This window comes from Thalassospira lucentensis (assembly GCF_011806425.1).
GTDB classification, from domain to species: domain Bacteria; phylum Pseudomonadota; class Alphaproteobacteria; order Rhodospirillales; family Thalassospiraceae; genus Thalassospira; species Thalassospira lucentensis_B.
Genome location: NZ_JAATOV010000002.1, coordinates 571,706 through 597,552 on the forward strand (window position 1 = coordinate 571,706; position 25,847 = coordinate 597,552).

Below are 25,847 nucleotides of genomic sequence, written 5' to 3' on the forward strand. Positions count from 1 at the left end.
TGCGCGTCATGGCACCAATCACCACAAACACGAACAAGACATAACGCGGCCCCAAAACGCAAAACGGCGACCCGCAAGGATCGCCGTTTCAAAGATCTTATGCCGCTTTATCAGCCTTTGGCTTCAAGCATTTCCTTAAGCTTGGCAAAGGGCGAATCTTCGTTGATCTTGTTTTCTTTTGCTGGCGCGGACTGATTACGTCCACCTGGCTTACCACCACGGTCGCCACGGCCTCCACGATTAGGACGATTGCCGCCCTTACCTTTGGCACCGTCTTTGCCACCGCGTGCTTCCTGACGCGGGCCGCCACGTTGACCGCGACCAGCACCGCCACCACCACGCTTACGACGATCAACCCGGACAAAGAACTTAACTTCGACCAGCTCATCACCATCCGCATCGGTTTCAACCGGTGCTGCCGCATCCGAAGAAGCCTCAGACGCGTCGGTCTCAACCGCAGCCTCTTTGGTTTTCTCTTTTGCGTCTTCTGCCGGTGCAGCTGATTCTACTGCGGTGTCAGAAGCTTTGGCATCGCCATCCGCATCAGCAGCTTTCTCAGGTGCTTCCTCGGCTTTGGCCGCATCGCCAGCAGCAGCTTCGGCTTTTGCCGGTTCAGCTGCTTTTTTATCGGCTTCTTTGGCTTCAAGGGTCGATTTCTTGACCTTGACCACCTCGGCACGCCAACCAAGGGCGGTAAACACGCCTTCGGCCTGCTCAACCGTGCAGCCCAAAAGCGACAGCAAATCAGGATCAGGACGGACTTTGCCGTCATTCTCACGTGCTTTCTGACGCAGCAACGCGGCAAAACGTTCAAGCATATCGACACGGGCAGCCAACGGACCAACCGGCATATAACCAGCCGCCAGATAGAACCCTTTGGAATTGGCACGATCATTTGGAACCGATGTGCGCCCTGCCGGTGGCAGTTGCGGCAATTCATCAAGTTCACGTGCAACCGCCCAAAGAATGCCACGCAGCTCAACCGGATCGGGTTTCAGCGCATCAAGCACATGAACGGTTTCAACCCCCAAACGCACGCCAAGTTTGGCAAGTGCTTTGCGGTCGTCATCCGACAAATCTTTGACCAGGCTTTCAAGTTCCGAACGTGGAACACAGCCCAGGCCTTCGTTCAGTTGGAACAAAAGCCCGCGAATTGGCCCGGAAAGCTGACAGTCACGCAGACGGGTCAGCATTTTAAGCCGCGTTTCGATGTGGGAATTGATGAAGTTCTGAAGACGCGTGCGGATACGTTCGCGTGTTGGACCGTCAAAGAACTCGCTGTCGATCACATGGATCTCAGGAGACAGAACCGTGTCACCTTTTTTCAGCACGCCAACTTGCGCACCGCTCCAAAGGACATCGAGCTGCCCATTCACCGAGAATTTATCATCTTCGTCGGTTTCAAGTTGTTTGACGCGCTGGGCGATTTCGCCCGTCAACGCGCGGCGTGCGGCACTGGCAATTGCCTTGCCTTCGAAAGCAGCATCGGTTTCATCAGCGATGAAACGGAATCCTTCAAGACGGCCGACAAATTCACCTTCGACCTGTACTTCACCATTCGCAGTGATGGTAGACATGAGTTCAGACTTGTCCTTGAGACTTTTCAATAAAACCGAGGTCCGCCTATCGACGAACCTTTGGGTCAGGCGTTCATGTAGCACATCTGACAGCTTGTCCTCAATGGCGCGTGTTCGTTCCTGCCAATGATTGGCATCTTCGAGCCAGTGATGTTTATGCGATACATATGTCCAGACGCGAATACCTGCCAAACGTGATGACAACTGATCGATATCACCATCATAACGATCCAGACGCAAGACTTGTTCGCCCAACCAGTCGATTGGAAGTCTGCTTCCGGGTTTCGCCAGATAGCGATAAATAGATGTTAGCAGTCTTGGATGGGTATCGGTATGGATATTTCTAAAGTCGGGAATCTGGCAGACTTCCCACAGCAACTGCACCCGATCCGGGGCCGATGCAATCCGTGCGACATCCTCGTTTTGCGCCAGATGTTCGAGCATAATTTCATCAACCGGCTCACGCGCAAGGATCAGCGTCGGATCACTTGATCGACGACGCAATGATTTCTGCAACGCGTCAACGCTCCGAAATTCAAGCCGGGAATTCCGCCAAAACACCTTCGACAGCGGCTCAAACTCGTGGGACTCGATCTGCTCGATAATGTCGGCATCAATACCGGTCAGGTTGCCCGTAACCCCGAACGTCCCGTTATTCATATGTCGGCCCGCACGTCCGGCAATCTGTGCCGTTTCCGTCGCCGACAGGGACCGGTTAAATTTACCGTCATATTTATGCATGGCCGCAAAGGCCACATGGTCCAGATCAAGGTTAAGCCCCATACCAATTGCGTCCGTCGCAATCAGGTGCTCGACCTCACCATTCTGGAACATCTCGACCTGGGCATTACGTGTGCGCGGGCTGAGCGCACCAAGCACCACCGCCGCCCCGCCTTTTTGGCGACGCACCAATTCGGCAACCGCGTAAACTTCCTGTGCGGAAAATGTCACGATGGCCGATTGCGCCGGCAGGCGCTGAATTTTCTTCGAACCGTTATAGGTCAGCGTCGAAAAGCGCGCGCGCGTGTCAAATTCAACATTATCAACCAGCTTACGGATAACCGGGCGTATGGTTTCCGCCCCCATAAACATCGTTTCGGACCGTCCGCGCGCATGCAGCAGTCGGTCGGTAAACACATGCCCGCGTTCCGGGTCGGCACACATCTGAATTTCGTCAACGCCCAGGAAATCAACCTGCTTGGCCAGCGGCATGGCTTCGACCGTGCACAGGTAATACCGCGCCGTTTTCGGCAAGATACGTTCTTCGCCGGTAATCAGCGCCACCGCACCCTTGCCAACCTTGGCCACCGCGCGGTCATAATTTTCACGCGCCAACAGCCGCAACGGGAACCCGATCATTCCGGTTGTATGCGCCAACATCCGTTCCATGGCGAGATGGGTCTTGCCGGTGTTGGTGGGGCCCAGGATCGCAATGATGCGCGGGCCGGATCGGGTTGAAATCTGCATTAAACTCTTCCAATGGACAGCCCAAGGATCCGGGCCGCCCCACGTGTCTGGCCTTTCAACACTTGAACCGCGTTAATGTCAAGCATTCAGCCCACCGCACCCCATGCGCAAAACGCAGATCGATGCCCCTAAAACCCCCGTAAGCTTACTTGTCAGCATTCCTGAGCGCGTTATTGAAACCACAACTTATCAGGGCTTTTCGGCGTCTTTGGTTTCAAGCAATATGGCCCCTGGCCCGTCTTTTGCCAGTTCATCACCCGGATTTCGCAGCGGGCAGTCCGAAATCGACAAACACCCACAGCCGATACACAACGCCAACTGATCACGCAGCCGGGTTAATTGATCAATCCGGTCATTCAGATCATCGCGCCATCGCGACGACAGCTTTGCCCAATCCTTGGCTGTCGGCACCGTATTGCGCGGCAATCGATCAAGGGCCGCACCAATTTCAGCAAGGGGAATACCGGTTTTTTGCGCCACCTTGATAATGGCAAGCTTACGCAAAGTTCCGCGATGGAAACGGCGCTGATTGCCATCGGTTCGGATCGAACTGATCAGTCCTTTGCGTTCGTAAAAATGCACTGCAGACACCGAAATGCCACTGCGCTTTGCCACATCCCCCACACTTAAGTAGCGCTGCAATGGTCCGTTTTCTGCCATTTCCAATATCCCTGCCTGCCACGATCAGAAAGTCACCTTCCCGCTTGACCTAAACCATAGTCAAGGTTTTATAGAATTACCCCCTGTTGTTAAAATATCAAGGAATCAAAATCGTGGAAAAAGCAGTTAATCTCGCCGTGATTTATGGCAGCGCACGTGAAGGACGATTTTGCGATACGGTTGTGAACTGGGCCACGGACATCCTTCGCAAAGACGGTGATCTAACTGTCTGCACCCTTGATCCGGCGGTATTGGATCTGCCATCGCGGTTTATTGGCAATCAGCACCCCGCCATTTCCGGCCTGCACCAGACATTGGCCGCGGCGGATGCCTATATCGTCGTCACCCCGGAATACAATCACAGCTTTACCGGCGAACTCAAATTGCTGATCGATGCCGCCAAACCGCAATGGCGGCGCAAACCGCTGGCGTTTGTGTCATATGGCGGAATGTCCGGGGGCTTGCGCGCAGTGGAACAGTTGCGCCTTGTGTTTGCCGAACTGCATGTGGTGACCATGCGCGACGTCGTCAGCTTTACCAACGCCCCAGACCTTTTTGATCAGAACGGTCGCCCCCATAACGCAGCCGGCTGCGAAAATGCGCTAAATGCCATGGTCGCGGACTTAAAATGGTGGGCAAAAACCCTTCGAAGCGCACGCAACAGCGATATGGCGGATACCCCCACCCCACAAACCATAAGCGCGTAATCATGGATTGGGGGCGAACGAACAATCGCGCACATCCCGCGCCCCTAACGCAAAGCGGGGCGACCAATTGGTCGCCCGCCCTTCATTCATCACCTAACAGGGACCTTGCTTAGTGGTTCCGCATCTTATCTGCGTGTTCTTTAAGCTGCCGACGGGCGGCCTGGAAACTGTTTTTCAATGCGATATAAACGTCTTCATGGGCGTGATCGGCACTGTCGCGCTTGACCATAATTTCTTTGCCCGGAACATGGATGCCAAAGTGAACGGCAAAACGACTTCCGTGTTTATGTGCCGCCTGCGGACGTTCCACGATGACATGACAACTGGTCATGCGGTCAAAGGTTTCTTCGAGTTTTTGGACCTTGTAGTGGATACGCTCATCAAGCGCATCGGACTGATCAACATCGCGATAAGTGATCTGAACTGGAACGTTCATGACACGGCCTCCTGTTATACAGCCTTGGACGTTTAGCGAGGTGTAGAACCCCACCGTTTCTTCCCGCCACCTTTGCGGTTTTGGGATTTTTGGAAACACGCAGTGTGTGGTCTGCGTGCCCCGGTAAATAACCGTCTATATCTATACTTAGGATACAGGGCTTGCGCCGCAAGGTGCGTTGACGCATATCAAGCACGGCTTATAGTTCAACCCGTTAGGTCACTGGCCGTTCGCCAATATCGGGGACGGTCAGGTAAAAAGTAAAAAACAGGAGAAAATAGAGGTCATGACGGAAGAAAAAATGCGGTTCGAGGCCGAAGTCAGCCGACTGCTCGACATCGTTGTCCACTCGCTTTATTCCAACAAGGACATCTTCCTGCGCGAGCTGATCTCCAACGCGTCCGATGCGTGTGACAAGCTGCGCTATGAAGCGATTGCCAACCCGGAACTGCTTGCAGGGGATGCTGATTTTAAGGTCCGCCTGCTGACCGATAATGTTCGAAATGTTCTGACGATTGCCGATAACGGGATCGGGATGAACAAAGAAGACCTGATCGAAAATCTCGGCACGATTGCCAATTCCGGCACGGCCAAATTCCTTGATGCGGTTGCCAAATCCGACGCCCCAAAAGACGTCGATTTGATCGGCCAATTTGGTGTTGGTTTTTATTCGGCCTTTATGGTCGCTGGCACGGTCGAAGTCGTCAGTAAAAAAGCCGGCGAAGATCAGGCGTGGAAATGGTCCTCGGACGGCAAAGGTGAATACACCATCGCCGAAGCCGAAATGGAAGGCCACGGCACCCAGATCACCCTACACCTGACGGACGAGTTCAAAGAGTTCACCGACGAACACCGCCTGAAACACATCGTCAAAACCTATTCCGATCACATCGGCATTCCGGTTGTGTTGATGAAGGCGGATGGCGACGAGACGCTGAACGAAGCCTCCGCCCTTTGGACCCGTCCAAAATCGGAAATCACCGAAGAACAATACAAAGAGTTTTACAAACACAACTCGCACGCCTTCGATGATCCTTGGAAAACCATCCATTACCGTGCCGAAGGTGCGATTGAATATACCGGCCTGCTTTACGTGCCGACCATGCGCCCGTTCGATTTGTACGAGCCACAGCGCAAAGGCCACCTAAAGCTTTACGTCCGCAAAGTCTTCATCACCGAAGGGGCGGATGATCTTCTGCCGCCATGGCTTCGCTTTGTCTCGGGCGTGGTCGACAGTCAGGACCTGCCGCTCAACGTCTCGCGTGAGATGCTCCAGCACAATCCGGTTCTGACCAAAATCAAAAACGGCCTGACCAAGAAAATCCTGTCCGAACTTGAAACGGCCGCCAAAAAAGACGCCGAAGGGTTTGAAACCTTCTGGGAAAACTTTGGCGCGGTCGTCAAAGAAGGCCTGTATGAGGATCAGTCAAACCGTGACCGTATCCTTAAGATCGCCAAATTCCGCTCGACCAAGGACGATGGCTGGACCACGCTTGCCGATTACGTTTCCCGCATGAAGGATGGCCAAAAGGCGATCTACTACATCAGCGGCGAAGATATCGACGCACTGAAACGCAGCCCGCAGCTTGAAGGCTTTGCCGCCAAGGGCATCGAAGTCCTGCTTCTGACCGACCCGGTGGATGAATTTTGGTTGCCATCGGTTGGTCAGTTTGAAGAAAAAGACTTCAAATCCGTCACCCGCGGCGGGGCTGACCTGAATGACGTCAAAGCCGACGACAGCGAAGATGACAAGGATGATAAAAAAGACGATGCCGCAACCGGCGCATCGCTGGATGCCTTGATCGCATCGATCAAAATCGCCCTTGGCACTGGCGTCAAAGACGTTCAGGAATCTGATCGCCTGACCAGCTCGGCCTGCTGTTTGATTGCCGATGAAACCGGCATGGATCTGCGTATGGAACGACTGATGAAGCAACATAACCGTGTTGATGAAATCAGCCCGCGTATCCTTGAAATCAATCCAAAGCACAGCCTGATCAAAAAGCTGTCGGATATTGCGATCAAGGATGCCAAGGACCCGATCCTCAATGACGCCGCCCAGCTTCTGCTCGATCAGGCCCGCATCCTAGAAGGCGAAGCCCTTCCTGATCCGGTCGCCTTCGCGCGTCGCCTTGATAGCGTCATGGAAAAAGGCTTGGGTTCCTAAACCCGACTTTTGACGGATTTTACAAAACGGCGCGTCTTCGGATGCGCCGTTTTCTTTTGGATATATCCGAAATTTAAAATGCTTATTTACCAAAGCAGGGCATAAAGACACCACCAGCGAAACCGACCGGAACCCACGGGAAGGCCCAAAAGAAAATGACTGCGATGATGAACTGGCAAAAACTGCTCTCGCCTGCGCGGCTTGGATCGCATCATTCCAATGTCGGGACCTTTGGCCGGTCCGATTTCCACAAGGATTACGACCGGATCATCTTTTCGGCTGCGTTTCGACGTCTACAGCGCAAAACACAGGTTCATCCCCTGCCCGAAAATGACAATGTTCATACCCGCCTGACCCACAGTCTTGAGGTATCCTGCATTGCGCGGTCTTTGGGCTTGATGGTCGGCAATAAGTTGCACGAAAAAGGCAGCCTTCCGGACGCGATCGAACCCGACCACATGGCCGCCATCGTGCAGGCAGCAGCCCTGTCGCACGATATCGGCAACCCGCCCTTTGGCCACGCGGGGGAGTATGCCATTCGCCAATGGTTCGAAGAAGCCGATCCAAAATTCACGGCATCCCTCACCCCCGAACAGTTTGCTGATCTGACAACCTACGAAGGCAACGCACAGGGGTTCCGTCTTCTGACCAACAAACGCACCGGCCTTTACGATGGTGGCATGCGCCTGACCTATGCCACGCTGGCAAGCTTTCTGAAATATCCATGGTCAGCATCGGGAAGCCCCTTCCCACAGAAAAAGAAATTCGGCGCCTTCCAAAAGGAATTTGCCCTGCTCGAAGAAGTGGCCGAGGCCACCGGCCTTATCCGCACCGGCGATCAGGCTTTTTGTCGCCATCCGTTGGTCTATCTGGTCGAAGCGGCAGACGATCTTTGCTATGCGCTGATCGATATCGAAGACGGTGTGGAACTTGAACTGGTTGACTTCAAAATTCTTGAAGACATGCTGCTGCCCTGCATCACCGACGAACTTCCGGCGGAATATCGCCGCGAAACAAATGTCAGCCGCAAAATTTCCTTCCTGCGTGGTAAAATCATATCCGGCGTTCTTGATGCCCTGGTAACAGCCTTCGTCGCCAACGAAGAAGCCCTTTTGGCCGGTGAATGGAAGGGCGATCTTCTGGCCTGCGCCAGCGGTCCCTATAACGATCTGATCACCACCGCCAAATCATTCTCCGAAAAGCAAATCATCCTGAACCGCCGCAAAGTCCAGATCGAGGTTGGCGCCTTTGCCCATCTTGAAACCCTGCTTGAAACCTTCTGCCGCACCGCCTTGGATGTGCATCACGCAAAATCAGATGCCGATATCCCCTATCGGGCGGGGCGTGTGCGCGAACTGGTCGGTGCGGATGCCATGCCCATCGGCGCATCCCTGTATGAGCTGTATCTGGTTATCCTTGATTACGTGTCAGGCATGACAGATGACTTTGCCGCCCGTCTTGCGCGCGACATTGGCGGTGGGCAGCACTAATCGATGTGGTTGCTTGGCCGCTTTATCGCCCGCTATCGGCGCAAAACCGCATTCATTGCTGCGGCCGCCTTGTCGGCGATTGTTTATGGTCTGTTTGAACAAACCACACGCGTGGAATTACAGGCATGGTATTGGCCGGCTGCCGCGGGTGCGATCACCTTCCTTTTGACGCGATTTATCGTATCGCGCCTGATCGCGCGTTTTGTAGGCGGTGTGCGACGCCGGCTGCATTAAAACATCGATACAGCAGAACGAAAAAAGGCAGGCCCAAAGGCCTGCCTTAAATTTACGGATGACTGGAAATCCGAATGTCTGATGCCGTGCTTACGCACCGCAATACAGAAACCCGTCGATCCTAGTTACCACCCATGGCGCTGCTGATTTTTTTATCTGTGTTGTACTGGCTAAGCGCGTAGACAGCCCAGATCGCGGCCGGAACCCAGCCAATCAGCGTGATTTGCAAAATCAGGCAAATGATACCGGCGAACGGCCGCCCAATGGTAAAGAACAGCAGCCAAGGCAAAAGAAGTGCGATCAAAAGACGCATGGATGAAATCCTCTTTAGTAGGGGACGGCGTTACATGCCGTCTTCGAAAGTAACAGTCACAACACGGTTGGCCTGTTCGGCAACACCGTCTGGGGTCGAAACCGGAACATCAGATTCACCACTGATGCTAATCGCAAGCTTGCTTGCCGGAACACCCTTGGCCCGAAGTGCGGCAACCACCGCATCAACACGCGATTTGGCAAGAATGTCGTTATAAACCGGATCACCCACACGGTCGGCATAAGCCACCAGGCTGATCATTGCCGGGTTATATTTTTCATAGGCATTTGCAATGCCATTAATAACCGACATGCCTTTGCCCTCGATATCGGCACTATCAAACCCGAAATAGACATTCATCGGAACGGGCATATCCATCGGTATGGATGTCGCGACCGGAAGGTCACCGATCTCGGCCTTCACGATGGCCAGTGCCTGATAGAATGTCGCACGGCAGCTATCGATATCTTCTTGCTGAATGTTTTCTTCCAGTTCCTGAAGCCAGCAATCAAAACCGGCCTGCGCACTTGCCGCCGCGGATGCCGCTTGATCACGACCACCGGCATCAAGGGCCGCAATAAGGTCTGCGCGCGCCACTTCAACTTCTGGCACGGCATTTTCTGGCAAGTCACGCTCGGCAATCATCTGCGGGCCACTATCAAGACCACCTGCGGCCATTTTGGCGCGGTTGGTGAAGTAACGCGCATCGCTCCAATCGGCTTCGTCATATTCGGCCTGGGCCAAATCGGCATAATTCTGGTGTAGGGCCGCATCAAAGGCCGATCCTTGATCGGCCATATCGCGGACACCCGGAATGTTCATGTTCGCGCAAGCACTCAGGAATGCTGCAGCGGAAATCACGGCAAGCAGTTTCGTTTTCATTCGTATTACTCCTATCTGTCCCAAATCAGGTACCCGAACCTATTTTGTTATCAACGCACGACCGCGTCATACGTTCCGTTGGCCACTTTAATATGGCCTTATGGTGTTCCAATTCCCGTTGCCCCAACGATCACACAAGCCCCGTTAATCTTCCCAGATTTCAAAGGAAAAATCGTCAAGGATCGCGTGCCCCAAAACAACTTGGAACATGGATATATTTACCGCGAATCAACGATTTATAGAAGTCAATTCGATGAAAACCCGAAATGAAATCGCGAAATCACGCATGTGCACAACAGCGGGGCGTAAGACGAGGCATCCACAACCATAGTAATTAATTACAAATCGGCATCATTCCACCGAAAGTGGTGCCTGTTTAAATCGCGCCAAACATCCCAAACCGGCTAATAAAAACGGCCCGACGGGTCATAAACCTGTCGGGCCGCGTGGTATTTTTCGGTCATTTGGAACCGCTGATCGCGATCAAATTATTTGGATGATCCGCCAAATAACCCTTTAACCGCACTGCCAAGCGCATCGGCACCATCTTTGATCTTGCCGCCGCCACCTGTTGCGACACCGCCAACAGCCCCGACGACACCTTTGCCAAGATCACCGACACCTTGCATCAAACCATCAACATTCAGGTTAGAAACCGACTTAAAGACAGATGTGTTAATCGCAGTGATGATTTCGCCTGCCACTTCGGCGGGCGTCGCGCCGTTTTCTTGCTTTCCAACATCGCGAAGATGAATTTCAGGCAAGCGCACCGAAAGCTTTTCACCTTTCAGGAAACCGGCCGAAACACTGACATCACCATCGCGGATATAGACATCATCAATAATGATCTTCGTGCCCGACGCATTTTGCGCATCCGCGTCCGACGCCCCATCAGAACCATCTGCACCCCCGGCACCGGTCGGCCCGGAAACGCGTTGGACAAAGCTTTGCACATTGCGCTGAATGGTCGCGATATTTGAACTGTTATTGCCAAGTTCATAGGTCACGCTTGGGCTTGAAATCACCACCTCGATCACGCGGATGGTATCGCTGCTAAGCGTCGTGCGATCAAGCCGCACCGAAATATTGCCCAGCGAAAACGCGTAATCGGTATTAAAACCATCCGGGTTACCAATCACCAGACCATCAATCGTGGCCAAATCCTGCGTCGTGTCGATCTTAACGCCATCAACGGTCACATCCGCCAGCGTTACCCGTGTCCCCGCCTCTTCGATGGTCGATTTTACGATCCCGTCAAGATTGGCATAGACATAAACAAGCCCTGCCACGACGAGCAAAACAATCACCGTCAGTGCAATCAGTATCTTTTTCATTGCCCGTATCCTGCCCAGTTTGTCACCCAAACGCGCCAACAGCCTCAAAATGAAAATGGCCGCACGGCCATTGCCCAATTGAGCCTGCCCTATGATCGGGTGTTGTGGTTAAACTATACGCCATGGCAGCGGATCGGCAAAAAACCTTTCCCAAACCGCTGCCACCATTGCACGTCGCAACCTGAAAATCGTTCTGTGATTTACAGCTTAAATTCAACCACCACAGGCGCATGGTCGGATGGTTTTTCCCAATCACGGGCCAGATCATAAACCGATGCTGTGCGCACCGTTCCGGCCATATTTGGCGTCATCCAAACATGATCAAGACGCCGTCCCTTGTTGCTGGCCCGCCAATCGCGTGCGCGATAGCTCCACCAGCTAAACAGTTTTTCCGGCTCTGGCACGACTTCGCGCACCGCATCGATAAAGTCACCGGACTGACGGAACTTCTCAAGGATTTCAACCTCAATCGGTGTATGGCTGACAACCCGCAAAAGCTGCTTGTGCGACCACACATCGTTTTCCGATGGGGCGATGTTGAAATCGCCAACCAGAATAGCTTTGCGGTCTGGATCACTGGCACGGCGGTCCGCCCACCAAGTGGTCATTTCATCAATAAAGGACAGCTTGTGGGCAAACTTAACATTGATCGCCGGATCGGGCTCATCGCCGCCGGCCGGGATGTAAAAGTTATGCAGCTCAACCCCGTTTTCAAACTTCGCCATGCAATGACGACGGTCTTCTTTGCCGACGAAATTTTTGATGTCGGTTTCCACAAACGGCAAACGTGAAACGATCGCCACACCGTTATAACTTTTCATGCCATGGTTATGGCGATGCACATATCCCGCAGCCTCAAACGCTTCGTGGGGGAAATGCTCATCCGGGCATTTCAGTTCTTGCAGGCACAGCGCATCAGGCTGCTGCTCTTCAAGAAACTTGACCACTTGTGCAATCCGCAAACGAACGGAATTGATATTCCAACTTACAATTTTCAAAACGGGCTCCGTTTTACCTTTGTCGGGATGGGCTCCTGACCCGGATTCCCTAAATTCGTAAAATTACTTCAACGTGACCGAAAGTTCGGCGACATCGGCAATGACAACATCCATCTGATCACCGCGCACAACCTGCCCGACACCTTCGGGGGTTCCGGTGAACAAAATATCGCCGGGTTTAAGCTCAATCAGGCTCGACAGATACACCAGCGCATCCACAACCGGCCAAATCATTTTCGCCGTCGTATCGTCCTGGCGGACCTTACCATTCACTGACAGTTTCAGATTGGTGGCATGCGGGTTACCAGCATCCGATTTTGGCTTGATCGGCGAAACCGCGGCACAGCCATCAAATGATTTGGCCATATCCCACGGTAAACGGCGTTCTTTCAGGCCTGCTTGCACATCACGGCGCGTCATATCAAGGCCAGCGGCATAGCCGAAAATCGCTTCTTCAACGGCCGCACGGTCCATATCCTTGCCCCCACGCGACAGGGCCACGACAAGCTCCCCCTCGTAATGCAGGTCATCTGTCGCGGACGGGTATGGCAAATCGCCATCGCCAACCACCAAACAGTCGCTTGGTTTCATGAAAATGCAGGGCGGCGTATCCGATGGGTCGGACCCCATTTCGCGCACATGTTCGGCATAGTTTTTACCGATGCAAAAAATGCGGTTTACCGCAAAACGATCATCGGAATTGGCGATTGGAAGGGTGGTCGGTTCAGCAGCAGGAAAAATCAAACCCATGGTCATCTCCTCGGATCAGGATATCTTTGACATACTGATAGCCAAGCCACGCCCAAATTGAAATGCCCGTGCGTCCCGGATCAAATAAAAACACCAACATCTCCTGCCAATTTTGTCAGGCGCGCATAAAAAAAGCGGTCTGTCATCTCGACAGACCGCAAAAGGCGGAAGTTTAGTCCGGAAGTCACAGCAAAGAAGAAACAGACCGCAAGATGACCGTGCTTACAGGGAGGCTGGCACGGTCAACAAAATCATCTTTGCTTCGTCACCAAAGGCAGCATCATAAGACGCAGCGACACCTTGCGGGATCAAGATCGTTTCACCGTCATGGACGATGTGATGGTCCTTACCAACCGTAATATTCAAACAGCCAGACAGAACCACGATCACCTTGTCCGCATGAATGTCTCTGATTTCGTGCCTTCCCCAACGGCCATTTGCAGACCGCGCCTCGCCCAGAAGTTCAGGAAGGGTACCGCGCGCAGTGATTGACGAGGATACCGAAAGAAGGTCGTCAGGACCCGACTGACCGTCCAAGGCATCCAAAGCCCCAATCATTGAATCGCTCGACATTTTTGTCTGATGACATCCCATGGAAGTACTCCATCTTTGTACATATCCGCCTTCTGAGGGCAACTTTGCAGAAAGATGACGCGCACCAACATCCCCAAATGAGGAGTTAAATCATAAACTCTTAATTCTACTTATGATTTTCGCCACAGAAATGTGTCGACGGCCTAAAGCAACCCTTCGATGACCCGGTCGGGCGGGGTATGACCATCGACAAATGTCTTGATATTGATCAGGACCTTTTCGCCCATATCAACCCGGCCTTCGATGGTTGCCGACCCCATATGGGGCAACAAAACCGCGTTTTGCAGTTCCAGCAATTTTGGATTTACCGCCGGTTCATGTTCAAACACATCAAGCCCGGCACCAGCAATCTCGCCATCCGAAAGCATCCGGGTCAAGGCTGGCTCATCGACGATTTCACCGCGCGCAGTATTGACCAAAATCGCATGCGGCTGCATCAGTTTCAGGCGGCGTGCTGACAGCAAATGATAGGTTGCCGGGGTATGCGGGCAATTGACCGACACAACGTCAACATGCGCCAACATCTGATCCAGGCTTTCCCAATAGGTCGCATCAAGTTCTTCTTCGATATCCGAATGCACACGGCGTCGGTTGTGGTAATGCACCGACAGTCCAAAACCCTTTGCGCGGCGTGCAAGTGCACGGCCAATGCGCCCCATGCCAACAATGCCAAGACGCTTGCCCCAAATGCGATGACCCAACATTAATGTCGGGCCCCACCCGGCCCAATCGCCTTTGCGGATCAAACGTTCGCCCTCTGCCAGACGGCGCGATACTGACAGGATCAGCGCCATGGTCATGTCGGCGGTATCTTCGGTCAGGACATCGGGGGTGTTGGTAACCGTAATGCCACGTGATCGCGCGGTTTGCAGATCGACGTGATCAACACCCGTGCCAAAATTCGCAATCAAACGCAGGTTTGGCCCCGCATGGGCAAGAACGGCGGCATCGATTTTATCGGTCACCGTCGGGACAAGAACATCGGCCTCTTTCACCGCGTCAATCAGTTCCTGCTTGGTCATGATCGCGTCGTCTATGTTAAGACGGGCGTCAAACAGTTCCATCATGCGGGTTTCAATCGCTTCCGGCAGCTTGCGGGTTACGACAACGAGCGGTTTTTTCTTGGTCATGCGCCGTTCCTATGCGGTCTTTTAACTCTTTTGCGGGCAAAATGGGAAAAGGAGTCCTTTTGTTTCTTGCCGCATTGCAGTGATGCCATGCCAAAAGGTACAAAAGCAAGGATTTTGACGTCATTTTTGTAATTTTATTTCGCGCACATTTATTGGGATACGCGCCCGACATGTGGAAAAAAGCAGGGAATACCAGCAACATGCCGCGGATTTTTCGCACATTTTTGTATCGCTTGATGGCTTTGGCAATTTTAACCAGCCTCACCACCCCCATCGTGGCAAGCGCACAAGAATCCGGTTTACCGATCCCGCGCTTTGTCGCACTGCGTTCTGACAAGGTCTTTTTGCGCTCCGGCCCCGGCCTTAGATACCCAAAAGTCTGGATTTATCAGCGCCGCAACATGCCGATGGAAGTCGTGTCTGAATTTGATACTTGGCGCAAAGTCCGCGATTGGGAAGGCAGCGAAGGCTGGGTACACCAAAGCCTTTTGGTTGGCTCACGTCATGTCATAGTCACAGACGACACCATCACGCTGTATTCCGCTGCTGACGAAAACGCGCGCAAAATCGCGCTGATTTCCGCCAATGTCATCGGCAAGATCGAAGAATGCCCCTCAAGTGTGAACTGGTGCCAATTACAGTTCGGCGACTTTGAAGGTTGGGCACCACGCCATGGCTTCTGGGGTGTTTACGACGAAGAAACCGTCAAAGGATAAAGGCTGGCTCAAACCAGAAGGCAACGGACCCTGAGTACGGGCATGTCATCCGTAAGCTATTTCAAGGCTGCCTCAAGGAAACGACGCCCGTAACCTTATCAATCAGGCCTCAATCGAAACCCGATTGGTCGAACCGCCGGATGATCCGCCAGATGATCCGCCGGATGCCCCACCGGTATTGACAGACGTCCCGCTTGCGCCAGCATTATATCCGGCAAATGCCGGTTGGCTGCCGCCCGCGACACCGCCCCCGAATGGGCTGCTATTGGCGGGTGATGGACCAAACTCAAATACCGGTTCTTGTGGCTCATCCTTTGCCGCCAACGGATCAAAGGCATATGGATCATCGCGTTGCTGTGGCGGCTGAGGCGGCTGTGGCGACTGCGAAGCTGGCTTGGGTTCCGGCTCGGCCTGCGGTTCTGGTAGGCCAAAGCCGCCCACCGTCACGGTCTGGTCTTCAAGCTTGGCCGCAATCGTTCCCAAATAGGCCTGCAAATTTTCCGAAATCCGCGCCTGCGTCAGGGTTGCGGTATTTTCTTGTGACGCGGCAAGTTGCGCCTGAAGCACGTTGTCACTGGCCGCCTGCGAAATGCGGTTTTGATCCTGTGCAATCGCCACACGACCACGATCCGCTTCAAGGGATGTTTGACGATCGCGCACAGCTTCTTGTGCCGCGTCAACCAATGACCGCGCATTGGCAACCCCGCCATCGTCCGCCAAATCAATCGATGACAAACCAGATGCCAAGTCGTCCGATCCGGATGCAAACAACGCAACATCAATCTGGTTTCCGGGCGACGTGCCCGATCCCACTTGCAGGGTGATGGTTTGATCCTCGGCCAGCAGGTTTTTGTTTTCAAAATTGCTGTTGGCCGAAATGTCATCAATCTCGGTCAGGTAATCACTGATCTGCGCTGTTATTTGCGCGCGTTGCTGTTTGGAAAGATCGGGGTTTTCTTCGGCAACCGTGACCAGTGCGTCAATCTGATCAAGCGCATCGCCAATGCGCGATACGTCTTGTGACGCCCGTGACAAAAGATCACCGGCATTGCCCAATGCCCCGCGCAGACCATCAAAAACGGAATTGGCCCCACGTGCGGCATCGTTGCTGCGATCTGAACCGCTGGGTGTGGACGCCCCAGTGCCATCAGCAGACACGACAAACCTGTTCTGCGGTGCGATGGCACGCGCAGTTTTGGTATAAATCGGAAGCTGACTACCTAACGGTTCCATTGTTTTTCCGCACAAACAAGCCGGCAAGCCAACTACATGCTGTGCTGACACGAATTCAAAAACCGACGTGAATTCGTATTACCCTGACCATCCTGGTGCCCGGCGGAATATCAACCGATAGTATAATCCATATATTAGAAAAAATTAAGCCAAAATGCGTTGCACCTTCGTCCCATCACGCAAAGCAGCATAATGGGACCTTTTGGCTCATTTGCGTGTTGGTTGTGCTAAACGGCGGCGCGGTTTGACCGGCGAACGCAAAGCCGGAAAATCCCCGACACACGCCCGCCGCCAAAGTCGCAGCACCGCTTACTTGCGGCGCAACAAAGCAAACATTTCAAGATGCGACGACCACAGGAACTGATCAACCGGCACCACCTGCTCAAGCTCATAACCGCCATTGCGCAAAACGCGGATATCGCGGCTAAAGGTCGCGGGATTGCACGACATGGCAATGATCCATTCCGGCCCCGACACAGCAAGCTGCTCTGCCTGCGACAATGCCCCGGCACGCGGTGGATCAAACACCACAAGATCAAGGCTGCTCAACTCATCGCTGGTCAACGGCTGCCGGAAAAGATCGCGCTTTACCACCTGGATCGGGCTGCCCGATTGGCCAACCGCATATTGCAGCAACTCAACCGCACGCGGATCGCTTTCCACCGCCAAAACCGACCGGCGTTTGCCCGCCAATGCCAAGGCAAAGGTAAAGCTCCCGACACCACAAAACAGATCAGCCACCTGACGTGGGGCAATACGTTCAAGTGCGGATGTCACCGCCGTCACAAGGGCATGTTCCCCTTCGCGGGTGGCCTGCAAAAAGCCCCCCGGCGGAACGGCAACATCAACACCGTGGAACTTGACCAACGGCGTATGACGCGCCGCAAGCGGTTCATCAGGCTGATCGCCGCTTTTCCAGCTTAGGCGTGCAAGGTCAATGTCACCGGCAAATTCCGCCAGATCCTGGCGCATATCAAGGCCCGGGTCCTTGGCCGCGTGAATAACCACGTCCAAGCCGTTATCGGCCAAATTGACAAATACTTCTTTGATATCGCGCGCTTCATCCGGCGGACAGGCTTCAAGGAAACGAACAAATGCTTCGCGAAACGCCATCAATTCCGGGCGCAGCACCGCACAATCGGGAACGTTTAAAACCGTGTGGCTAAACCGTCCGTGAAAACCAACATGCACCCCGGTCGCGCCAACATGCACGGCAAACCCGGCACGGCGGCGGCTTTGCGGCGGGGAAACTTCCACCGGCGCAACAAGCTGCTCGGCCTCATCCGCATCAAGGCCCGCGCGTTGAACCGCAACCTTGGCCTTGTCACGTTTCCAATCGCGATATTGGTCATCTGCCATGTGCTGAAGCGCACAGCCACCGCAGTCCTTAAAATGTGCGCAGCGCGGTTCATTAAACGCTGCGACCCGCGAAATTTCCGCGATCACTTCCGCGCCATAGCCATCACCACGCTTGGACCGCAGGGCAACCTGCACCTCGTCACCGGGCAAAACGCAATCGACATAGACCAAAACAGATCGACCGTCTGGCGCGCTGACATGGGCAATGCCGTCGCCGCGCGCACCGACCTGTTCAATCGTGACCGGGGCTTCAAATCCGATCAGCGGATCACGCCGGGCTGATTGACGTTTGCGTCCGCCGCGGGCGCGGGGATTGCGGTGATGATGTTTCATAAACTCTCTTTCGGCGGTGATCTTAGTCACTTTATGATCAGCATTATTTTATGCGGGTAGCTGACACCCGCCTGAGATACACCAGTTGGGCCGCGCAGAACAGTGCCCTATCGCGAAATATGCTGTGCAACCAATACCGGCCCCTTATAAATCGTCGCCAAACGCATGTCGGGGGCGAAATTCATCCGCGAATAAACCTATACCCCCCTTAAAATAGGGCGCATATAATACCATTAAATACATAAGGTTGCTTGATACCGGCCACCAGCATCGGGCGTACTTCCTTACACGCCATCAACCTTATTTTGAAACGCCTTGTGGCGTGCGCACACCACGGAATATACGAAACAGCAATATTCTGGTAAAGATGACATAGGCGACATGCTTGGGGCGGGGCGCCCGAATAAGGCGTCGTTCTTGGGGAATACATGGAAACTGAAAACAAACCGACCGAAGACAAAGCAGCGGCACAACAATCGCGCGTGAAAAAAGATGCCGTGCTCAAGGCCCTGCTCACTGCCGTTTTCTTTGCTTCTGCAACATATTTCGTCTGGCAGTCGGCTGTTGAAAGCCGCCGGTTTGTTTTGTCCTCGGCCGCCGAAATCACCGCCAATTCCATCGCCCAGCAAGTCCAACATATCGTCGAGGCCGACTTAAGTGTCTTGGATAGCTTCGCCGATAACTGGCAAGAAGGCCCGCCAGAAGACGAACGCGCCTATCTTTCGGTTGCCAATCCCCTTCAGGCACGCTTCCCGGCCCTTCAAGCCGTCAACTGGATCTCGCCAAATTACATCATCCTTTATGTCGCCCCGATTAAGGGAAATGTCCCCGCCATGGGGGCAGACCTAAAACGGCATCCTGTTGCGGGTCCGGTGCTCGACATCGCCCTTGATCAACGGCGCACCCAAATCACGCCGACCCTTGAACTTTTGCAAGGCGGACGCGGATTTGCCGCCTATAGCCCGGTTTTGGGCCGTGATGGCCATATCGTCGGTGTGATCAACGGGGTGTTTCGCATTCGCTCCATGCTGGCATCGGTCATTAACACCGATCAAATCGCCGATTACACCGTCAGTGTCCGCGAAGATGACACCGTCTTGTTTGAAATCCGCGGCGAAGGCGAAGACAAAACACTTCAACAAAGCGCCGTTGCCGACATCGCCGGACGCCAATGGCATATCGATGTCATCGCCAATCCCGCAATGGCTGGCTTTGGCACAACAAATCCCAACCTGATTTTAATTTTAGGCGCGATCGCGACCATCATCTTTACGGTGGCGATTTTCCTGCTGGCCAACCGTCAACGCGCAGCAGCCCGCCGCGCCATGCACCACATCAATGACGGTGAAGACATCAGCGATCTGGCCTTATCGATCACCAAACTTGACGGCCACCTCAAAGCAATGTCGCCCGAAACGGCCGAATTCTTTGACCTGCGCGAGGAAGACTACGGCTTTATCCGGTTTTACAATCTGGCACCGGAATTCCAATCGGACGGCAGCTCGTCACGCCGCGCACAGGAAAAGATGCTGCTGGCCATCAGCCGCGGTGACGAAGAAGTCCGTCGCGAATGGATTGTCCGCAGTGCCGAAGGCGTGCACGTGGTCTGCAACTTGGCAATGAAACCGTCACTGGCCAATCCGGATTGTGTCGACATCACCTTGCATCACAACCCGGCGGCAAATGCGTCGGTCAATCGTCTGCGCTATCTTGCGACCCATGATCCGCTGACTGGCTTGCCCAACCATGCGCTTTTTGATGACCGGCTTAATCAGGCGGTCGCGCACGCAAAACGCTATGAAAAGCTGCTCTCGGTTCTGGTCGTCGATATCGACAATTTCCGCGCGGTCAATGACCGGTTTGGGGCGGATGTTGGCGATGAAACACTGCGCACCATTTCTGGCCGATTGCGCGCGACAGTACGTGAAAAAGACACCTGCGCACGTTTTTCCGGCGATATGTTTGCCATCATCGCGACCGACCTTTCCGAGGCCGAAGGTGCCGCCCTTGTCGCCGAACGCGTCGTCGAAGCCATTTCCCAACCGATCCCATCGGGGAACGGCGAAGATATCCGATTGCATGTCAGCGTCGGTGTCGCCCTTTATCCCAATGATGCGCGTGCGCCATCGCAATTGCTGGCCAATGCGGATGCGGCAATGTACCGCGCCCAGAAATCGGCTGAATCGTCCTATTGCTTCTTTGTTGAAACAATGAACAACGTCATGCATGCGCGCCTGTCGATGGAAACGCAGTTGCGCCGTGCCGTGGATGAAAAACGCTTCGTTTTGGAATACCAACCGCGCTATCGCACATCTGATCAAAGCCTGACCGGGTTCGAAGCCCTGCTGCGCTGGATCGATGAAAGTGGCAAACGCCGCCTGCCTGCGGACTTCATCGAGGTTGCCGATCGTACCGGGCTGTTATCCCCGCTTGGCCGCTGGATCATTGAAACCGCGTGCAAACAAATTGCCGCCTGGCGCGATGCGGGCTACGCCCCGCTGCCGATTGCGCTCAATGTTTCAAGCCGGCAATTCATTCAGGCCGATCTGATCAAAAACATCATCGATCTGACCGGCGAATATGAAATTGATCCCGCCATGATCGAAATCGAAGTTTCCGAAGACGTCGTCATGCGCGATCCCGAACGGGCCCTTGGGCAGTTCTATCGCTTCTCCGAGGCCGGAATTGGCTTAACGCTGGATCATTTTGCCTCTGGCAATACATCCCTTCGCTACCTCAAACGCTTCCCGGTCCAACGCATCAAGCTGGCAAAATCTCTGTTTGATTTCGCGCTGGATGAACAGGCCGAAAACAGCATCCTGCAACCCGCCATCCGCCTATGCAAAAGCCTAAACCGCAAGGTGGTCGCCGTGGGTGTGGAAACAGAAGAACAGCTCGCCATCCTAAAAGCCGCCGATTGCGATGAAATGCAGGGCTTCTTGTTATCGCGCCCGGTGGATGCCATCGAAACCGCCGATCTTTTGCCGATAAAAAACACCGCTGGCAGCCGGGCCACAGAACCCAATTGATCGAGCGTCTCCGCGGCCCTCATCCATCAACACAAACAAAAAGAACCGCACGGTCATACCGGCGGTTCTTTTTGTTTTGGGCTTTGGACCGATATTCTTAAAGCAGGAAAATCGCCGCCAGACCGAGGAAGGCAAAGAAGCCAACAACATCGGTAATGGTTGTCAAAAACACCGATGACGATACCGCCGGGTCAATCCCCGCCCGTTCAAGGCCAAGCGGGATCAGTGCGCCAAACAAACCGGCAAACAGCAGGTTAATGATCATCGCAACGCCGATCACCCCGCCCAGCATCGGATCATCAAACCATAACCACGTCACCCCACCGGCCAAGATGGCAAAGGCCAACCCGTTCAGGCCACACACCGCAACTTCCTTACCAACCACGCGCAAGGCGTTGGTACTGGTCAGCTCACGCGTGGCAATCGCACGCACCGCAACGGTCAGGGTCTGGGTGCCCGCATTGCCGCCCATCGATGCAACAATCGGCATCAAAACAGCAAGTGCTACCAGCTTTTCAATCGTGCCTTCAAATGCGCTGATGACCATGGATGCCATGATCGCCGTGCCCAGATTGATCAAAAGCCACGTAAAGCGTGACCGCGTGGTGGCAAAGATCGCACTCGAAAGGTCATCCTCCTCGCCAACACCGGCAAGACGCATCATGTCTTCTTCGTATTCTTCATCAATAACGTCGACGACGTCATCGACCGTGATCACACCGACAAGTCGGCCGTTATCATCAACAACTGGTGCGGAAATAAGGTCACGTTGACGGAACAGATGGGCGACGTTTTCCTGCTCTTCGGTGACGACCACCGTGCGCATTTCATCCGATTCCATCACATCGCGCACAAGAACCGGGCGGTTGGTGCGGATCACGCGCGACAGTGGCACAATCCCAACAGGGCTATAGCGCGGATCAACAATGATGATGTCGTAAAAATCTTCCGGCAGGTTTTTCGCCGAACGCAGGAAATCAATCGTTTGCCCAACCGACCAGTAATCGGGGATCGCCACCAGCTCGCGCTGCATGATACGACCGGCGGTGTATTCCGGATAGGACAGCGCTTCTTCAACACGCGCACGTTCAATATCGGAAAGCGCGCCCAAAAGTTCGCGTTGTTCTTCGGCGTCGAAATCTTCAATGACTTCGACCACGTCATCGGAATCAAGTTCCGAAATCGCCTCGGCCACCACATCGGTACCAAGCCGCAAAATAACGTCTTCGCGCAGCTCGTCATCAAGCTCGGTCAAAAGTTCCGGATCAAAATCAGGCCGGATCAGATCGACAAGCTGTTCACGCTGCGCATTACTGGCCCACCCCAAAAGGTCGGCTATATCGGCAAAGTGAAGTTCGGAAATCAGCTCAGACGCGCGCGATTGCTCGTCACCGCCAAGCGCATCAAGGACTTCACGGGCATATTCAGGTGTCAGATCGACATATTCATCGCCGCTGGATGTGCCATCCTTCGGACGGTCGAGTTCTTCGACTTGACCGGTCATCTGCCCCTCCTGATTTGCGCGCTGCTTTTACGTCCTGCAACCTAGGGTCTAAACCCAATAAAAATGCCGTGCCAGGATGGGTGATCCATGAACATTTATCAAAGATCGACATCCCGGCACGGCTGTTTCTGCGCTATCGCACGGCCCCGGTCAAGGGGCGCAATGGCAGATTGGTTTTCTTAAGATCAGTTTTCCTGACCTTCCTGCGTACGGGTCACCGCATCAACAACAGCAATTGCTGTCATATTAACGATGCCGCGCACGGTAATTGACGGGCTGACCACGTGTGCTGATTTCGCCGCACCGACCAAAATCGGGCCGACCGGCAAACCATCACCCAACATTTTCACCATGTTGTAGGAAATGTTGGCCGCATCAAGCGTTGGCATCACCAAAAGGTTCGCCGATCCCTTAAGCATCGAATGGGGGAAAATGCGATCGCGGATTGGCTGCGAAATCGCCGCATCCGCATGCATTTCACCTTCGATCTCAAGATCAGGCGCCTGGGTTCGGATCAACTGCAACGCATCGCGCATTTTGCGGGCCGATTTGTTTTCGTGACTGCCAAAGTTGGAATGCGAAATCAATGCCGCCTTTGGCGTAATCCCGAACCGCTTGACCACGTCTGCCGCCATAATTGCGGTTTCGGCCACATGTTCTGGCGTTGGGTCCACCGACACATAGGTATCGGTCAGGAAGAATGTCCCCTGCTTCATGATCATCATGTTGACCGTGGAAAAATCGGTCACACCTTTGCGCAGTCCCACAAGGTTGCGGACATAGCGCAGATGACGCAGGAAGCCGCCCTGACAGCCACACAGCATCGCATCGACTTCCCCACGGCGCAGCATCAAGGCCGCGATCACAGTTGGACGAGTACGCACAATCGCACGGGCATATTCCGGGTTAATCCCGCGACGGCCCATGATGTTGTGGAAGTCCTGCCAATCCTGTTCGAAATGCGGATTGTCATCGGGATCATGAATTTCAATCTGCTCGTCCGGGACGATACGCAGGCCAAGTTCCGCAATCCGTTCCAGGATCACTTCACGACGCCCGATCAATACCGGATGGCAAATGCCATCATCCACCAGAACCTGACAGGCCTGAAGCACACGGCGCGATTCGCCCTCTGGGTAAACAACGCGTTTTTTGTGCGACCGCGCCATATCAAAGACCGGCTTCATCACCAAACCAGACCTAAAGACAAAGCCTTCAAGCTGCTGACGATAGGCATCGAAATCCTTGATCGGGCGTTTGGCAACGCCACTATCCATCGCGGCCTTGGCAACGCGCGGCGGAATTTCGATCATCAAACGCGGATCAAATGGTTTCGGGATCAGATATTCCGGCCCGAATTTAAGCTCCATCCCGCCATAGGCGGTCGCAACCACGTCCGAAACCTCGGCGGTTGCCAAATCGGCAATCGCTTTGACCGCGGCAATTTTCATTTCTTCGTTGATCTCGGTCGCACCCACGTCAAGGGCACCACGGAACAAGAACGGGAAACACAGAACGTTGTTGACCTGATTGGGATAATCGGTCCGACCGGTCGCCATCATCGCATCGGGGCGAATTTCCTTCACCAGTTCCGGCGAAACTTCCGGAGTCGGATTGGCAAGCGCCATAATGATCGGGCCATCGCCCATCTTACGCAGCTCTTCTTCGCCCATCACGTTTGGCGCAGAAAGACCCAGGAAGATATCCGCCCCTTCGATCACATCACTTAATGTGCGTGCGTTGGTTTCAATGGCGTATTCGTCTTTCCACGGGTCCATTTCTTCTTTGCGGCCCTTATACACCACACCAAACCGGTCAGTGACCGTGATGTTGTGTTTGGGAAGGCCCATGGACACCAACAGGTTCAAACACGCCAAGGCGGCCGCACCCGCACCTGATGTCACAAGGCGGACCTTGTTGATATCTTTGCCGTTAACACGCAAACCATTCAGGACCGCGGCGGCAACGCAGATTGCCGTGCCATGCTGGTCATCGTGGAAAATCGGAATGTTGCAACGCTTGCGCAGCGCTTCCTCAATGATGAAGCATTCCGGCGCCTTAATGTCTTCAAGGTTAACACCCCCAAAGGTCGGCTCCAAAGCGGCAACAATATCGATGAATTTCTGCGGGTCGGTTTCGTTCACCTCAAGGTCAAAGACATCGATATTGGCGAATTTCTTAAACAGAACCGCCTTGCCTTCCATCACCGGCTTGGACGCCAGCGGACCAATCGGCCCCAGACCAAGAACAGCCGTCCCGTTGGAAATCACCCCGACCAGATTGGCACGCGCGGTGTAATCCGCTGCGGTTTCCGGGTCTTTGACGATTTCCTCACAGGCGAACGCAACACCGGGCGAATAGGCCAGAGCCAGATCACGCTGGTTCGCAAGGGTCGTGGTTGCCGTTACGGACAATTTCCCCGGGGTGGGATACCGGTGATAGTCCAAAGCTGCTTCGCGCAGCTTGTCATTTCTGTTTGCCATCATAATACCTTTTAATCTCAGGTATTTACATTAATTAACCCCTATTGGGTTAAATCCTGATAATTCATTTAGCGGGACACGCAGACTAATGCAGTTTCCCCCGCGATAGAAGCCTTCAGTTTTTAGTCCGCCAAAGGACTGCATTGCGTCACGTGCAACGCGGCACTGCACAATAAATCAACGCACTGCAGCAAATCAGGCCTCTATCGGACCTCTGCCTGCGCCATATCCATCAAATGAGATGTTCGCATGCATTGTAAGCCAAATCCCGCCCAGCACCTAAACCGAAAAACCGGCCTTGCTTGCCGCTCGATTCTTCAAGATGGGGATGGCGCTTCCAGATGTCATTGGATGGTCGGTCTCGGCAGCAATGTCAGAGCCCAGAAAAACAATGCTAAAACAACCTCGGCGTCGAAGCGACGCCCATAAAGCGGTAGTCCCCTGACGTGAA

20 protein-coding genes are annotated in these 25,847 nt (G+C 53.9%); 6 read left to right on the forward strand and 14 right to left on the reverse strand.

Features of this window, described 5'->3' with window-relative positions; genetic code table 11:
- Positions 1-110: 110 nt before the first annotated feature.
- Complete coding sequence (locus tag HCZ99_RS08165; RefSeq protein WP_167446442.1) at positions 111-3,044, reverse strand: helicase-related protein; 2,934 nt, start codon at positions 3,042-3,044, stop codon at positions 111-113.
- A gap of 189 nt (positions 3,045-3,233) precedes the next feature.
- The gene (soxR, locus tag HCZ99_RS08170; RefSeq protein ID WP_167446443.1) at positions 3,234-3,704 is read right to left on the reverse strand and encodes a redox-sensitive transcriptional activator SoxR; all 471 of its coding nucleotides are present in this window, start codon (positions 3,702-3,704) and stop codon (positions 3,234-3,236) included.
- A gap of 113 nt (positions 3,705-3,817) precedes the next feature.
- Here soxR and HCZ99_RS08175 point away from each other — a divergent pair, with 113 nt between their 5' ends.
- Positions 3,818-4,411 (forward strand): NADPH-dependent FMN reductase, encoded by a 594-nt coding sequence (locus HCZ99_RS08175; RefSeq protein ID WP_167446444.1) that lies wholly within the window; start codon positions 3,818-3,820, stop codon positions 4,409-4,411.
- A gap of 109 nt (positions 4,412-4,520) precedes the next feature.
- On the opposite strand, the gene HCZ99_RS08180 is transcribed toward HCZ99_RS08175, so the two are convergent.
- Positions 4,521-4,847, reverse strand: coding sequence for an HPF/RaiA family ribosome-associated protein (locus HCZ99_RS08180; protein WP_167446445.1), 327 nt, complete (start codon positions 4,845-4,847; stop codon positions 4,521-4,523).
- Between the two features lie 286 nt (positions 4,848-5,133).
- Between HCZ99_RS08180 and htpG the strand changes: the two genes are divergently transcribed.
- The 3 genes from htpG (at position 5,134) to HCZ99_RS08195 (ending at position 8,738) form a co-directional block, all read left to right on the forward strand.
- On the forward strand, positions 5,134-7,014 hold the full coding sequence (htpG, locus tag HCZ99_RS08185; RefSeq protein ID WP_167446446.1) for a molecular chaperone HtpG: 1,881 nt from the start codon (positions 5,134-5,136) through the stop codon (positions 7,012-7,014).
- Positions 7,015-7,169: 155 nt separating this feature from the next.
- Positions 7,170-8,504, forward strand: a complete 1,335-nt coding sequence (locus HCZ99_RS08190; protein WP_254869520.1) for a deoxyguanosinetriphosphate triphosphohydrolase — start codon at positions 7,170-7,172, stop codon at positions 8,502-8,504.
- 3 nt (positions 8,505-8,507) lie between these two features.
- Entirely contained in the window at positions 8,508-8,738 is a 231-nt protein-coding gene (locus HCZ99_RS08195; protein WP_167446447.1) for a hypothetical protein, read from the forward strand.
- 121 nt (positions 8,739-8,859) lie between these two features.
- Here HCZ99_RS08195 and HCZ99_RS08200 read toward each other — a convergent pair whose 3' ends face one another.
- From HCZ99_RS08200 to HCZ99_RS08230, 7 genes are all read right to left on the reverse strand, one after another.
- Complete coding sequence (locus HCZ99_RS08200; protein WP_167446448.1) at positions 8,860-9,051, reverse strand: YqaE/Pmp3 family membrane protein; 192 nt, start codon at positions 9,049-9,051, stop codon at positions 8,860-8,862.
- A 30-nt stretch (positions 9,052-9,081) separates the two neighbouring features.
- The gene (locus HCZ99_RS08205) at positions 9,082-9,933 is read right to left on the reverse strand and encodes an OmpA family protein (protein WP_167446449.1); all 852 of its coding nucleotides are present in this window, start codon (positions 9,931-9,933) and stop codon (positions 9,082-9,084) included.
- Between the two features lie 488 nt (positions 9,934-10,421).
- Positions 10,422-11,267, reverse strand: a complete 846-nt coding sequence (locus HCZ99_RS08210) for a hypothetical protein (protein WP_167446450.1) — start codon at positions 11,265-11,267, stop codon at positions 10,422-10,424.
- A gap of 200 nt (positions 11,268-11,467) precedes the next feature.
- Positions 11,468-12,265 (reverse strand): exodeoxyribonuclease III, encoded by a 798-nt coding sequence (xth, locus tag HCZ99_RS08215; RefSeq protein WP_167446451.1) that lies wholly within the window; start codon positions 12,263-12,265, stop codon positions 11,468-11,470.
- 63 nt (positions 12,266-12,328) lie between these two features.
- Positions 12,329-13,015, reverse strand: a complete 687-nt coding sequence (locus tag HCZ99_RS08220) for a fumarylacetoacetate hydrolase family protein (RefSeq protein WP_175581438.1) — start codon at positions 13,013-13,015, stop codon at positions 12,329-12,331.
- A gap of 222 nt (positions 13,016-13,237) precedes the next feature.
- Positions 13,238-13,588 (reverse strand): cupin domain-containing protein, encoded by a 351-nt coding sequence (locus HCZ99_RS08225; RefSeq protein WP_167446453.1) that lies wholly within the window; start codon positions 13,586-13,588, stop codon positions 13,238-13,240.
- Positions 13,589-13,752: 164 nt separating this feature from the next.
- Positions 13,753-14,739 (reverse strand): 2-hydroxyacid dehydrogenase, encoded by a 987-nt coding sequence (locus HCZ99_RS08230; protein ID WP_167446454.1) that lies wholly within the window; start codon positions 14,737-14,739, stop codon positions 13,753-13,755.
- Positions 14,740-14,939: 200 nt separating this feature from the next.
- On the opposite strand from HCZ99_RS08230, the gene HCZ99_RS08235 reads away from it, so the two are divergent.
- Complete coding sequence (locus HCZ99_RS08235) at positions 14,940-15,455, forward strand: SH3 domain-containing protein (RefSeq protein ID WP_167446455.1); 516 nt, start codon at positions 14,940-14,942, stop codon at positions 15,453-15,455.
- 102 nt (positions 15,456-15,557) lie between these two features.
- Here HCZ99_RS08235 and HCZ99_RS08240 read toward each other — a convergent pair whose 3' ends face one another.
- Together HCZ99_RS08240 and HCZ99_RS08245 are read right to left on the reverse strand one after the other, a co-directional pair.
- Complete coding sequence (locus HCZ99_RS08240; protein WP_167446456.1) at positions 15,558-16,688, reverse strand: hypothetical protein; 1,131 nt, start codon at positions 16,686-16,688, stop codon at positions 15,558-15,560.
- A gap of 309 nt (positions 16,689-16,997) precedes the next feature.
- Positions 16,998-18,380, reverse strand: a complete 1,383-nt coding sequence (locus HCZ99_RS08245) for a class I SAM-dependent RNA methyltransferase (protein WP_167446457.1) — start codon at positions 18,378-18,380, stop codon at positions 16,998-17,000.
- Positions 18,381-18,808: 428 nt separating this feature from the next.
- Here HCZ99_RS08245 and HCZ99_RS08250 point away from each other — a divergent pair, with 428 nt between their 5' ends.
- On the forward strand, positions 18,809-21,409 hold the full coding sequence (locus tag HCZ99_RS08250) for a bifunctional diguanylate cyclase/phosphodiesterase (protein WP_167446458.1): 2,601 nt from the start codon (positions 18,809-18,811) through the stop codon (positions 21,407-21,409).
- Positions 21,410-21,506: 97 nt separating this feature from the next.
- Here the strand turns inward: HCZ99_RS08250 and mgtE are convergent, their stop codons facing one another.
- Entirely contained in the window at positions 21,507-22,913 is a 1,407-nt protein-coding gene (gene mgtE / locus HCZ99_RS08255) for a magnesium transporter (RefSeq protein WP_167446459.1), read from the reverse strand.
- Between the two features lie 185 nt (positions 22,914-23,098).
- Positions 23,099-25,396, reverse strand: coding sequence for an NADP-dependent malic enzyme (locus tag HCZ99_RS08260; RefSeq protein ID WP_167446460.1), 2,298 nt, complete (start codon positions 25,394-25,396; stop codon positions 23,099-23,101).
- Between the last annotated feature and the right edge of the window lie 451 nt (positions 25,397-25,847).